Raw genomic sequence first — 13,348 nt, 5'->3', positions numbered from 1 at the left:
GGGCGATGCGCGGATCCTCCTCGCGCGGATCCCTCGGCCTCGTCGGCGCGACCGGCGCCGTCGCCCTCGCGACGCTCCTCGCGCTCGGCGGGCTCGCGCCCCTCGCGGCGCACGCGGCCGACGTCGCGCTCGCGCGCGCGTCCGGCGTGGAGATCATCGACATCGACGGCGACACGCTCACCGCGCCGACGCCCCTGGCCGAGTGGTCCGCGGGCGCCGCGGTGACGCGCACCGCCGCGTCCACCGGCGACGTGTTGAAGCTGAACACCACGCGGACGACCGGCCTCTCCTCGACCGCGGGTCCGACGGGCGCGTCCAGCGCCATCGCGACCGGCGAGCTCACGCTCCGCGACCGGCCGGCGATCGTCTTCTCGGGCCTCGCCGTGTCGTGCACGCCGGGTGGCACGCCCGCCGTGCACGTCGACCGGCTCACCATCGGCGGCGTGGACGTGACCGCGGACGCGAACGCGACGCCGGGCTGGTCGCGCGACCTGCCGGAGTCGGTCTACGGCGCGACCCGCGTCATCGTGGGGTCCACCGCGACGGGCGACGACGGATCCGCCACCACCGTCGGCATCGACGTGGAGGCGGAGGCCGGGGCGTCGGAGATCTGGCGTGTGCGCGCCGGATCCGTGACGTGCGCGGCGGCCGCCGCCGTACCGGTGCCGACGCCGTCGGCCGCGTCCTCGCCGACGCCCGCGCCGGACCCGGATCCGACGACGGCCCCCGGCCCGACCCCCGCGCCGGATCCCGCGCCGGCCCCCGCATCCGGCCGCGTCGCGACGGGCGTCACCGTCACGTCTCCCGACGGCACGCGCGTGATCGACGGGCAGCCGCGCGTCGACGGCCTCGACCGCTCCGCCACCGCCGATTCCCTCACCGCGTCGGACGGATCCCCGGAGCACGCCGCGTCCGTCCGCGTCGAGACCGGCGCGGACGGCACGACCACGGTCGGTGTCGGCTCGTTCGAGCAGCTGCCGGGATCCACCGCCGACCCGCTCGCCGAGTACCGCTGGACGGCGTTCCGGGTCTACGGCCTCACCGCCACGATCACGCCCGCGGGCGCCGTTTCGACCGAGTTCGCGGATCCCGGCAGCGCGGTCTTCGTGGACGGCCGCTGGATCGACGCCACGACCGACCTCTACACGGGCGTCGACGAGCAGGGCGCACCCCGCGTCACCGTCGCGTTCGGCGAGCACGAGACGGCGGCCGACGGCACCGTCACGGTCACCGCCGTGCACTACCGCGACCTCACGGGCGCGCACCCGGACGTGCGTCTCGGCACGGTCGTCGTGCCGCCCGCGGCCGGGCAGGTCGTGGGCGCGTACGGCGTCGGGGTCACCGCGGCCGACGGCACGGTGCTCGTCGCGCCGCAGCCGGCCGCGACCGTCGCCGCGCCGCACGCGTCGGCCGACGCCGTGGCCGGCACGGGGACGGATCCCGACACCGCGTCGGCCGTCGCCGTCGACCTCGGCACGGGCGACGCCGCGGGCACCGCGACCGTCGACGTGGGCGCGTTCCGTCAGGTGCCGGGCGCCTCGACGGATCCGCTCGCCGACTACCGCTGGCCCGCCCTCCGGGTCGCCGGCCTGCACGCGGCCGTCTCCGCCGCCGGCGCCATGACCGTGTCCTTCGCTGACGCGGGGAACGCGGTGTTCGTGAACGGCGTGTGGATCGACACCACGACCGACCTCTACACGGGCGTCGACGAGCAGGGCACCCCGCGCGTCGAGGTGCGCTTCGGCGAGCGGACGGTCGCCGCGGACGGCACGGTGACGCTCACCGCGCTGCACTACCGCGACCTCACCGGCCGCCACCCCGAGGTGCGGCTGGGCGTCGTGACCGTGGCGGCGGGCGGCTCGACGACGCCCGCGCCGGATCCGTCGCCGACGCCCGTCCCGATCGTGCCGGACTCCGCGCCTGCGGGATGGTCGGCGTACGGGATCCGGGCGACCGGGCCGAGCGCGGTCGCGGCGACGCCCGTGGCGCGGCCGGCCGACGAGGCGGGCCCGGCCGGCACGACCGCGGCCTCGCCGTCCGCGGCCTCGCCGTCCGCGGCCTCGCCGTCCGCGGCCTCGCCGTCCGCGGCCTCGCCGTCCGCGGCCCCGCCGTCCGCGCTCGCGCCGGACACGCTCGGCACCCCGCGCGCGGTGGCCGCGTCCGACGCCGCCGCCGCGTCGACCGCAGCGCCGGCCGCCGCGACCGATGCCGGCACCATCGCCGGGGACGGCGGCGCGGGCCAGATCCGCGCCACCGGCGTCCGCCTCACCTCGAGCGCGGCGTCCGGCAGCGCCGCCCTCGACGACGTATCGCTGTACCCGGGCAGCCGACTGGCCGTCCGGATCCAGGGCCTCCGGGTCGAGGTCGCCGACGGCACGGCGCGCGTCACGAGCGACGGCGGCAGCGTCGCGGGCACCCCGCTCGCGGCCGGCGACATCGCGCCGGGCACGCGGTTCGCGCTGCCCGACGGCGGATCCGCGGTGCTCGCCGAGGACGTGACCGCGGGCGCGTCCCGCACGGTCACCGGCCTGCACCTTGTCGACGCCTCCGGGCTCGACGCGGACGTGTCCGCGGGCGTGGTCACGACGGCCGCGGTGGCGGCGGACCCGGGTGGCACCGGCACGACGCCCGGCGGGCCCTCGTCCAGCGGAACCGCGTCGTCGCCGGCCGGCACGGGCGGGGCGGCCTCCCCCGGCGCCCTGTCCGCCGACGGATCGAGCCCGGCCGGCACCTCGGGCGGGAGCGCGATCGCGAGCCTCCGCGGCTCGCTGCCGCGCACGGGATCCTCACCCGCGTCGGCGCTCGCCCTCGCGGCCCTGCTGCTGATCGTCGGATCCGCGGGCGCGCTCGAGGCCCGACGCCGCCGACGCGCGCGGACGGGCCGCCCAGCGCGCCCCTGACCGGGCGCACCGCACCGCCGCCGCCCTCCGTCCCGCATCCCGCGGGCCGGAGGGCGGCGTGCGTCACCCGCGGAGCAGCAGCACGTCGGATCCGCCCTCGCGCCCCACGGCCACGAAGCCGAGCGACTCGTAGAGCGCGCGGGCGCGGTCGTTCCCGTCCTCCACGCTGAGGCTCACGGCCGGCGCGCCGGATGCGCGCACCGCAGCCACGAGCGCCACGAGCATCCGCCGCCCCAGGCCCCGGCCGCGCGCCGACGGCACGAGCGCCATGCCGAGCTCGGGGATGTCGGCGGCGACGAAGCCGTAGCCGCGGTCGTCATCGGCGAAGAGGCGGGCCCACGCCGCGCCGACCGGATCCCCGGCGACCTCCGCGACGACGCCCACGTCGCCCGCGCGCGGCCAGCCGGCCACGTAGTGCGCGAGCTCCGGCGTCGCGAGCATGCGCTCGCGTGTCATCGACCCGTCGTCGCGCCAGTCCATCGACGCCACCAGCATGTCCTCGAGGAACGAGAGGTCGTCGGCGCGCGCCGGGCGGAGCGCCGCATCGGGCAGCGCGTCCGTCATCGCGCCGCCTCGCCGTCGGCCGCGACCACGCGCGAGCACGACGTGCCGGCGTGGCCGTGGGCCCCGAACCGGCAGCCGGCGGCCTCCGCGATCGCCCGTCGCGGGCGGTGCACGCCCGCCTGTCGCCGATCCATCCGCAGCTCCGTCCCACCCCTGAGCTGAGGGTAACGGGATGCGGTGCCCGCGGAGGCCGACAGGACGCGGGCGAGCAGGTGGGTGGGGGCCGGTGACGTCAGTCGTCACCGCGCCCCGCAGCCGGTGCGCGCGGCCCACCGCCGGTCTCCGCCGACGCGGCCATCACGGATCCTGATCCGCCCACGGCCTCTTCCCGTCCCGGGATCCGAGCGGGTGGCTCCAGCACGTCGCCGCGAACCCGCGTCCCGCGTGCCTGTGCCTGTACCTGTGCACGAGTCAGACGACCGTCTGACTCGACGTCGTACCGTGCGCTCGAACCATCTACCCGGCTCGGACACAGTGACGTGTCGCAGCACGCCCGTGGAGGACCGGATCCCCGTCCCAACCATGCACACCCGAACACTGGAGGCAAAGATGCCTACCCGATCGCACGCACGACCCGCTCATCGCCCGGCGAGACTCCCTGGCCGGTGGAGGAGCACGCTCCTCCTCACCCTCATCGCCATCACCTCGGTCGGTGTGACGGCCACAGGGGTCACGCCCGCGCAGGCCGCGAGCCACACGACGGGGTCGGCCGCCACCGCCGGACCCACGATCCCACCCGCGCTCGCGGCGTCCGTCCGAGCCGGCACCGCAGAGGACGACATCCGCTCCGGGCGCATCACCGTCGACCAGCTCGCCGACGCCGCGGAGGTCGCCTCCGGGGCAGCCCGCGGACTCTCGCCCGCTGCCCGCGCGGCGGAGCGCGCGCAGCTCGTGCGGGAGACCACGGAGCAGGTGGCGGAGCTGCGGCTCAGCCGCCCCGAACAGTCAGTCGAGACGATCGCGGTCGTTGCCGATGCATCCGGTCGTCTCGTGGCGACCGTGCCGGGACGCGGTGCCGTCGCGCTCGATGCGTCCTCCGGCGCGAGCGCCACGGCGGCCTCCCCTTCGGATCCGCTCGTCGCGTCGGACAGCTGGCGCTCCTTCTGGCACCACATCACCCATCCGTCCATCGTCCTCAGCATCTCGCCCACCGTGGCGAAGATCATCTTCGCGTCGGCGGCCTCGCTCGAGGTGGGCGCGCTCTGCGCGGTCGCCGGGGCGATCGCGTGCGCCTTCATCGGCGCCGCCGGGACGGCGTTCACCACCTGGCTCCTGAACAGCCGGTGGGCGGAGAAGGGATTCTGGCTCCACCTGCCGGACTACTGGGAGAGCCGGCCCAGGTAGTCCGCTGACCCGATGCGCCGCCCTCCGTCCCCTGGGTCGGAGGGCGGCGTGCGTCATCCCCGCGGATCCCCCGGTGTCCCGGCCACGGCCCCCGTCGGCGAGATGCGCGACCCCAGCCAGCTGCGCAGATCCGCGATCACCTCGTCGCGGTTGGTCTCGTTGTAGATCTCGTGCCTGGCGCCCGGGTACACGATGAGCAGCACGTCGCTGAGGCGCGAGCGCCGGTTGTAGTCGCGCGCGAGCAGCTGCATCCCCCGGCGGCCGCCGAGCGAGTCCTCCTCGCCGCCCTGGATGAGCACGGGCAGGTCGGTCGCGAGCTTCCGGGGCGGGCGGCCCATGATCTGCACGGAGTCGCGCATCCGGTACGGCTTCAGCGCGTTGACGTCGAAGTTGCGGTCGTCGGCGCCGAACGCGCGCTGCGCCTCCGGATCCCGCGACAGCCACTCGAAGCCGGACGCCGCCGGAGACCGCCAGCGCTTGTTGAGGTCGCCCGTGTTGATCACGCCGGGCATCGCGAGCGACGCCCCGCTCAGCACGAGCCCCGCGTACAGATGCGACGCCCGCGCGACGATGCGCTGGGCGAGGAGCGCGCCCCAGCTGTGGCCGAGGAGCACGAGCGGGAGGTCGGGGTGCTCGCGCCGGAGCTGCTCGCTGACCAGCTGGATCCCGTCGAGCGCCGCGAGGTGGCGCCTCGGCCCCAGGACGCCGATGCCGAGGTGCCCGAGCCCCGAGGCGCCGTGGCCGCGATGGTCGTCGGCCGCGACCGTGTACCCGGCCGCGTTGAGCTCGTGCGCCAGCCGGATGTAGCGCAGCGCGTGCTCGCCGACGCCGTGCGCGATGTGCACGACGGCCCGTGGGCGCTCCGCCTCCCATACGTAGTAGTGGAGGGTCACGCCCTCCGCGTCCACGATGGTGCGGTGGTCGGCTCCGCCGGTGGAGCGCTCGTCGTCGGGCATGGACCCAGACTAGGCGCGCGTCCGCCCGCCAGCCCCGATCGTGAGGCGCGCGCGGTCAGGACTCCCGCCGGATCAGGACTCCCGCGTGATCTCGACCCGCACGAACAGCTTCGACCGGAACGGCCCCGCGTAGATGCCGCGCAGGGGCGCGACGTCGCGGTAGTCGCGGCCGCGGCCGACGAGCACGTGCCGGTCGCCGATGTCGATGAGGTTCGTGGGATCCCAGCCGCGCCACTCGCCGCAGAACCACTCGACCCACGCGTGCGACTCGCCCGTGACGGTCTCGCCGACGGCCGCGTTCGGCCTCGGGTGCAGGTAGCCGCTGACGTAGCGCGCGGGGATCCCGACGTGCCGGAGCGCCCCGATGACGATGTGCGTGATGTCCTGGCAGACGCCGCGCCCCTGCTCCCACGCCTCGCGCGCGGTCGACTGCACGCTCGTGACGCCGGCCATGTACTCGACCTTCTCGCCGATGGCGCGGGCGATCTCCGCGGCCGCCTCGCACGGCGTGCCCGCGCCGCCCGCGATCTCCTCCGCGAGCGCGCGGACCTCCTCGTGCGGCTCGGTGCGCACGGTCTGCGCGACCTGCTCCACGTGCTCGGTGGCCCGCTCCACCTCGACCGCGAGGTCGTCCCAGCCGAGCTGGTGCGGCTCGTGCGTGCGCGGCCGGACCTCGACGAGGCTCGTCGCCGTGAGCTCGAGCGACCGGTGCGGGCTGAGGATCTCGAACGAGGACACCCGCGTGCCGAAGTAGTCGACGTAGGTGTGGTGCCCCGGCTTCGGCTGGATGTCGAGGTTCGAGTACAGGACGAACTGGTTCTCGCTCGAGACGGGCAGCATGCGCGCCTCGTTGTACGACGCCGTCACCTCGCCCTCGTAGTGGAAGCCGGTCCGGTGGGTGATGCGCAGGCGGTTCACGAGTTCTCTCCGACCCAGCTGGGTGCCGCGTTGGTGGGGAAGTAGCGCTGGCGGACGGCCTCGCTGGTGGCGGATGTCGCCTCCTGCACGGCGTCCATGAAGCGCGGGAGGTCGTCGAGGACCTCCTGGATGGGCCGGTACTCCAGCTCGCTCCGGATCTGCCCGAGCAGCCGCTGCGCCTGGTCGGACACCCCGAGGCGGTCGGTGCGCGGCTCGATGTCGTGCAGGCACTGCTCGGCGCGGCGGATCGAGTGCGTGATCGATCGCGGGAACAACCGGTCGAGCAGCAGGAACTCGGCCGCGTTGCGTGCGCTCGGCACGCCGCGGTACGTGCGGAGGTACGCCTCGTAGGCGCCGCAGGAGCGGAGGATCGTGGTCCACGACGGGCCGCTGGCCTCGGTGAGGGCGCGGGTCGCGAGGAGGCGGGCCGTCATGTCGGCGCGCTCGATGGATCGGCCGAGCGTGAAGAACTGCCACGCCTCGTCGCGGCTCGTGCCCGACTCGACGAGTCCGACCGCGAGCGCCGAGCGCTCGCGCACCCAGCCGAAGAACTCGTGCACGCGGTCGTTGGCGATCTTCCGCGGCATGCGGGCGCGCGTCGTGTTGAGGCACTCCCAGAGCTCCGACGAGACGATCTCGCGGGCGCGTCGGGCGTTCTCCCGCGCGGCGCCGAGCGAGTAGGCGATGGAGGCGGGCTGCGTGCGGTCCACCGCGAGGAGCGCGAGCACGTCGTCCCGCCCGAGCACGTCCTCGGAGGGCACGTCGCTGCCCATCACGCTGAGGAGCGAGCGGCAGGCGGTGTCCTCGTCGATCCACGGATCCTCCAGGAGCAGTTGCAGGTGCACGTCGAGGATGCGTGCGGTGCCGTCCGACCGCTCGATGTAGCGGCCGATCCAGAAGAGCGACTCGGCGATGCGCGACAGCATGGGCATCAGCGGTCCCCCTCGGTCGTGATGTCGGGCCCGGCGGGCGCCGCGGCCTGCTGCTGCTGCTCGTGCTGGTCGCGGTTGCGCGGCCGGTCGTGCGGCGACTGGTCGGGCGCCTTCTCCCCGTTCTGGATGATCGGGATGGACGTGGTGACCGCGGCCTGGTCGGCCACGAGGGTCTGCACGCTGCGCTCGCGGGTCGCCGCGGGGAAGCCGCCGTCGCCCACGACCCAGGTGTCCTTGGATCCGCCGCCCTGGCTGCTGTTCACCACGAGCTGGCCCTCGGGGAGCGCGACGCGCGTGAGCCCGCCGGGCAGCACCCAGATGTCGCGGCCGTCGTTCACGGCGAAGGGGCGGAGGTCGGCGTGCCGCGGGCGCATCCCGTCCTCGACGAGCGTGGGGATGGTGGAGAGCTGCACGACGGGCTGCGCGATCCAGCCCCGCGGGTCCTTGAGCAGCCGCGCGCGCAGCTCGGCGAGCTCGCCCGCGCTGGCGGCGGGGCCGACCACGAGGCCCTTGCCGCCGGATCCGTCGACGGGCTTCACGACCAGCTCCGGCAGCCGGTCGAGCACCTCCTCGAGCGAGTCCGGCTCCTCGAGGCGCCAGGTGTCGACGTTCGGGATGATCGCGTCCTCCGCCAGGTAGTAGCGGATGAGGTCGGGCAGGTACGTGTAGACGAGCTTGTCGTCGGCGACGCCGTTGCCCACCGCGTTCGCGATCGTGACGTTGCCGAGGCGGGCCGCGAGCATGAGGCCGGGCGAGCCGAGCATGGAGTCGGCGCGGAACTGCAGCGGATCCAGGAACTCGTCGTCGACGCGGCGGTAGATGACGTCGACGCGCATGGGGCCGCCCGTGGTGCGCATCCAGACGCGGCCGCCGGAGCAGAACAGGTCGCGGCCCTCGACGAGCTCGACGCCCATGAGCCGCGCGAGCAGCGTGTGCTCGAAGTAGGCGCTGTTGTAGACGCCGGGCGTGAGGACGACGACGTTCGGGTCCTCGACGCCGTCGGGCGCGCTCGCGCGGAGGGCCTGCAGGAGCTTGTTCGGGTAGTCGCCGACGGGGCGCACGCGCATCGAGACGAAGAGCTCCGGGAGCGTCTGCGCCATGACGCGGCGGTTGGAGATGACGTAGCTGACGCCGGACGGGACGCGCACGTTGTCCTCGAGCACGCGCATCTCGCCGGCCTCGTCGCGGACGAGGTCGATGCCGGAGACCTGGATGCGGACGCCGTTGGCCGGGTCGATGCCGGCGGCCTGGCGGTGGAAGTGGCTGGACGAGCTGATCAGGCGGGCGGGGATCACGCCGTCGCGGATCGCGCGCTGCGGCCCGTACACGTCGGCGAGGAACGCCTCGAGCGCCCGGACCCGCTGCGCGACGCCCTTCTCGAGCCGGCTCCACTCGGCCTGCTCGATGACGCGCGGCACGGCGTCGAGCGGGAACGGCCGCTCCTCGCCCGCGAAGTCGAAGGTGACGCCCTGCGCGAGGTAGCTGGTGGCGAGCGCGTCGGTGCGGTCCTTCAGCTCCTCCTTGGTCATGCGGGAGAGGGCCGCGTGGATCTCGCGGTAGGCCGCCCGCGCGACGGCGGGCTCCCCGGCGGCGGGCGGATCCCGGAACATCTCGTCGAACGGCATCGCGCCACCGGAGGCGCGGCGTGCGGCCGCGAGCGTGCCGTATCCCTCGAACAGATCACCCATGCCCGGAGCGTAGCCGGGCCGTGTGTCCGGTTTGTTACCGGACGCGGCGGGCGGAGGCGACGCGGATCAGGCGTCGGTGCGCTTGAGGATGTGCGCGGGGATGGCGATGGACGCCGAGACGAGCAGGATGCCGGCGAAGAAGCTCAGCAGCTCGAAGCCCTCGATGTAGAACGCGAACGCGAACAGCGCCATGCCGCCCAGGAAGAGGGCGAACGCGATGATGAAAGCGACGATGTTCACGAGGGCACCTGATCCATTTCCGAGACTGTGGGCGACCGTCGCGCCGGGGCGCGGACGCGGTCACCCACTAGTCTACGAGATCGCGGGACGGGCGTCGCCCGGCCGGAGGACCGGAACCGGCGAGCGGCTCAGCGCGCGGCCTGCTCCGGGCGGATCCCGCCGGCCAGCGCCTGGTACGCGCGCTGCGGACCGGGCGACCGCGTGAGCGACGCCGCGATGGCATCGAGGCCGGCGCGCTGCGCACCCGACGGGTTGAGCAGGAGCTTGGCCGCCTGCCGCAGCTCGGTGACGGTGGCGACGTTCGGGGCGAGCGCGATCCCGAGCCCCGCGTCCTCGAGGGCCGCGGCCCCCGCGAACTGGTCGGTCGAGAGCGGCAGCACGAGCATCGGGACGCCCGCGGTCGCCGCCTCGGTGACGGAGTTGTTGCCGCCGTGCGTGACCGCGAGGTCGGCGTGGGCGAGCAGCGTCACCTGCGGGAGGAACGGGCGGACGAGCCAGTCCGACGGGATGTCGCCGAGCTCGGCCCGGTCGGTGGATCCGGTCGCGAGCGCCACGCGCACGTCGAGGTCGCGGAGGGCCGCCGCGATGCGCGCGAGCACGTCGCCGCGCACGGAGAGGAAGCTGCCGAGCGACACGTAGACGATGGGGTCGCCGCCCGCGTCGATCCAGTCCCGCACCTCGGCCTCGGGTGCCTCGCGACGGACGGCCGAGCCGATGAACGCGTGCGGCGGCAGGAGCTCGGAGCGGTCGGGGTCGTGCAGCTCCTCGGGGTAGTTGAGCAGGAGCACGTCGCCGGCCTCCGCGAACGCGTCGCGGCTCGGGCGCATCGACGGCGCGAGGATCGCGAGGGCGTCGTTCCACTGCGCGGTGAAGCGGTCGCGGACGCGCTCGCACAGCGCGTGCAGCTCGTCGAGGTCCTCCTCCTCGGGCTCGAAGGCGGCGGGCCAGGCGGGCGGGAAGCCGTAGACCTCGTCGCCCACGGGCAGCGCGCTCGGGTGGCCGAGGACGACGTCCGCGTGACGGGTGCCCGAGGCGAGGAGCGCGAGGCGGGCGCTGAAGGCGAGGTGGTCGACGATCACCTGGTCGGGGCGCACCTCGTCGAGGATCCGCTGCACGGCGCGCGCGGTCTCCACCGGCTCCCACAGCAGGTCGTCGCTGCGCGCCTCGGCCTGGAAGCGCAGGGTCTCGACCATGCCGCGGCGCGTGGCGGCGAAGAAGCCGCGGAGGGCGTCGTCCTCGCCGGTCGGCTGGTCCTCGGCCTTGATGGTGCCGGGGTTGGATCCGCGGCCGAGGCGGAGGTCGACCCGCTCGAAGCCGGAGGCTTCGACGATGCCGGCGGTCGCGGATCCGGTCGCCACGACCACGCGCTCGCCGGCCTGCTGCCAGGCCGACGCGAGCGTGATGAGGGGGAAGAGATGGGACGCGTAGTCCGGGCTGATGACGAGCAGGGTCATGAGGCGCTGAGCTCCCAGAGGGTTCGGTCGTCGGCTGCGGCGACGTCGCGGTAGACGCGGGACAGGGTGCCCGCCATGGCCTGGATGGTGAAGGTGCGGGCGACCATGTCGCGCGCGCGATCGGCGGCGGCGTCGGCATCGGGGCCGGCCGCGATGTCCAGGGCGCGGGCGATGCCGGTGCCGAGCGCCGTGGGATCCGCCGTGTCGACGAGGAGGCCCGTCACGCCGTCCTCCACGTAGGTCGCGGGTCCGCCGGACGCGGGCGCGACGACGGGCAGGCCCATCGACATGGCCTCGAGGAGCGCGACGCCGAACTCCTCCTTGATGCTCGCGCACGCGTACGCGCCGCCCGGCGCGGTGAGCCCGGGGCGGCCGTAGCGGACGGCGGCGAGCCAGCGCGTGACGGTGTCGTTGCCGCGGTGGCCGGCGAGGAGCAGGCCGTGGCGGGCCGCGTCGGCGGGGCCGTCGGCACCGGGGACCGCGTCGAGGATCCGCGCGAGCTGCTCGCGCTCCTCGGAGCTCGGCGCGTCGAGGTCGCCGCCCACGATGAGGAGGTTCGCGCGGGACCGGAGCGCGGGATCCGCCGCCCAGACGTGCGCGAGCGATGCCATGCCCTTGACGCGGGCGAGGCGGCCGACCGAGATGACGAGCGGCAGGCCGCGGCGCTCCTCGGGGAGGCCGGCGAGCAGGTCGTCGAGCTCGACGAAGGCGCGGGCCGGGGATCCGTCCGCGTCGGCGCCGAGCATCGCGTCGTCGCGGGAGCGCTCGATGGCGGCCACGTCGATGCCCTCGGCGACGACGCTGTGGCGCTCGGGGTGCGCATCCACGTCGATGCCGACGAGCCGGCGCATGTCGCGCTTCAGCTCGGGACGCGGGAAGAGGACGGTGTGCGCGGCGTCGGCGGCCAGGCGCTGCACGAGCCGGACGCGGAACCAGTAGTGCTCGCGCTCGTCGACGCTGCCGAAGCGGTCGCGGGTGAGCGCGCCGGACCGGTCGAGCGCGTCGACCACGCCGTGCGGATCCGGCGCGACCGTGAAGACGACGGGGATGCCGAGCTCGCGCGCGACCGTGGAGGCGGCGAGCGTGCCCACGTCGGCCATGCGGAGGTGCACGGCGTCGACGCGGCCGGCGGCGCGCAGCACGCGGCGGATCCCCCGCTCGGCCTCGACGCGGTGCGGCCACGCCTCGGGCAGCGAGCGCGGGCCGCCGAGCATCGGGATGTGCGCGAAGACGTGACCGTCGTCGCCCGCGGTGACGCGGGCGAGGGAGGCGAGGGCCTGGTCGGGTGTGCCGCGGGAGAGCGTGATGACGCGGTCGACCGGGCGGTCGGGGACCGTCGTCGAGGTCATGTCGTGCGCCGCGGGGGCGTGCCCGGCCGTGCCCGCCGGATCCACGAGCGCGTCGCCGAGGCGCACGAGCAGCGTCGCGATGCCGCCGTTGTCGCCCGCGCCCACGTGCGTGAGGCCGGCGTCGATGTCGGCGTGCAGGAAGAGCTGGACGACGGTGAGGCCGGGCCGCTCCTGGGGTGCCGGGTGGTCGCCGTGCTGCCGCGCGATGTCGAGCACGGCCAGTCGCGCGACCGCGGCCACCTCGTCGTCGCCGCGCGCGATGTCGGCCACGAGGGTCGCGATCGCCTCGCCCGCGGGCCGGTCGCCCAGCGCGGCGACCGCGGCGGACCGGGTGAGCGGGCCCTCGGAGGCGGCGGGGGCGATGCGGAGGAGCACGCGCTCGGGGATCCGGCCGGGCACGAGGCCCACGGTCTCCACGAGGCGCGAGCGGGGGCCGTCGCCCTGCACGCCGAGCAGGGCGTTCTCGAGCGCCAGCGCGACGTGGTCGGGCGTCGACCCGGCCCACTGCTGCAGGGTGCGCTGGGCGAGCATGCCGGGGAAGCCGCCCTCGACGACCATCGCGACGAGGCCGGAGACCGCGTCGAAGCGCGGCAGGCGGGTGCCGAAGGCCCAGGCGGCGTGCTCGCGGATCCACCGGGTGTCGTGGTCGAGGAGCGCGACGAGCGCGAGGTCGGCGGCCTCGTCGAAGACCTGGGCGAGCGCGTGGATGGCGGCGACGGCGGTGAGCTGGTCGGCGGGATCCGCGGCGGCCCGTGCGAGCAGGCGCACCGCGCGTCCGCCGCCGTCGCGACTGGCGGCGACCGTGAGCTCGTCGGCCTCCTGCATCACGTCGAGGATGCGCGCGGCCTCCGCGACCTGGTCGAGGCTCGTCTGGATCCCCATGCTCGTGCCCCTTCTCGGGTCGTGCTCCTCTACGCGGAGCCGCGAGGCGCATCACGCGGGAGCGTGAGCCCCCGGGACAGCCACCCGGCCCTCGCGAGTATTCCCCAGTCTGCTGCGAGAA

Annotated in this window: 10 protein-coding genes; 2 read left to right on the top strand and 8 right to left on the bottom strand. The window is 75.2% G+C overall.

Annotation, left to right across the window (positions count from 1 at the left end; translation table 11 throughout):
* Window positions 1–5: 5 nt before the first annotated feature.
* Complete coding sequence (locus FGD68_RS04610) at window positions 6–2,900, top strand: LPXTG cell wall anchor domain-containing protein (RefSeq protein WP_237609836.1); 2,895 nt, start codon at window positions 6–8, stop codon at window positions 2,898–2,900.
* 63 nt (window positions 2,901–2,963) lie between these two features.
* Here FGD68_RS04610 and FGD68_RS04605 read toward each other — a convergent pair whose 3' ends face one another.
* A complete protein-coding gene (locus tag FGD68_RS04605) occupies window positions 2,964–3,464 on the bottom strand; it encodes a GNAT family N-acetyltransferase (protein WP_119373953.1) in 501 nt (166 codons plus the stop codon).
* 654 nt (window positions 3,465–4,118) lie between these two features.
* On the opposite strand from FGD68_RS04605, the gene FGD68_RS04600 reads away from it, so the two are divergent.
* Entirely contained in the window at window positions 4,119–4,808 is a 690-nt protein-coding gene (locus tag FGD68_RS04600; RefSeq protein WP_119373038.1) for a hypothetical protein, read from the top strand.
* Window positions 4,809–4,861: 53 nt separating this feature from the next.
* Here FGD68_RS04600 and FGD68_RS04595 read toward each other — a convergent pair whose 3' ends face one another.
* From FGD68_RS04595 to FGD68_RS04565, 7 genes are all read right to left on the bottom strand, one after another.
* Window positions 4,862–5,764, bottom strand: a complete 903-nt coding sequence (locus FGD68_RS04595) for an alpha/beta fold hydrolase (protein WP_119373037.1) — start codon at window positions 5,762–5,764, stop codon at window positions 4,862–4,864.
* A 72-nt stretch (window positions 5,765–5,836) separates the two neighbouring features.
* Entirely contained in the window at window positions 5,837–6,682 is an 846-nt protein-coding gene (locus FGD68_RS04590) for a transglutaminase family protein (RefSeq protein WP_104237315.1), read from the bottom strand.
* The gene (locus FGD68_RS04585) at window positions 6,679–7,608 is read right to left on the bottom strand and encodes an alpha-E domain-containing protein (protein ID WP_119373039.1); all 930 of its coding nucleotides are present in this window, start codon (window positions 7,606–7,608) and stop codon (window positions 6,679–6,681) included. The genes FGD68_RS04590 and FGD68_RS04585 overlap by 4 nt, the downstream gene beginning before the upstream one ends.
* 5 nt (window positions 7,609–7,613) lie before the next feature.
* Window positions 7,614–9,302: a circularly permuted type 2 ATP-grasp protein gene (locus FGD68_RS04580; protein WP_104237314.1), complete on the bottom strand. Its 1,689-nt coding sequence runs from the start codon at window positions 9,300–9,302 to the stop codon at window positions 7,614–7,616.
* Window positions 9,303–9,368: 66 nt separating this feature from the next.
* The gene (locus FGD68_RS04575; RefSeq protein ID WP_012297729.1) at window positions 9,369–9,542 is read right to left on the bottom strand and encodes a hypothetical protein; all 174 of its coding nucleotides are present in this window, start codon (window positions 9,540–9,542) and stop codon (window positions 9,369–9,371) included.
* Between the two features lie 128 nt (window positions 9,543–9,670).
* A complete protein-coding gene (locus tag FGD68_RS04570; protein WP_104237313.1) occupies window positions 9,671–10,996 on the bottom strand; it encodes a nucleotide disphospho-sugar-binding domain-containing protein in 1,326 nt (441 codons plus the stop codon).
* Window positions 10,993–13,227: a glycosyltransferase gene (locus tag FGD68_RS04565; RefSeq protein WP_237609835.1), complete on the bottom strand. Its 2,235-nt coding sequence runs from the start codon at window positions 13,225–13,227 to the stop codon at window positions 10,993–10,995. Before FGD68_RS04565 ends, FGD68_RS04570 begins: the two co-directional genes overlap by 4 nt.
* Between the last annotated feature and the right edge of the window lie 121 nt (window positions 13,228–13,348).

Source organism: Clavibacter californiensis, assembly GCF_021952865.1.
Classification (GTDB): domain Bacteria; phylum Actinomycetota; class Actinomycetes; order Actinomycetales; family Microbacteriaceae; genus Clavibacter; species Clavibacter californiensis.
The sequence above is the reverse complement of the archived record's forward strand: the minus strand, read 5'-3'. Positions and strand labels throughout refer to the sequence as shown.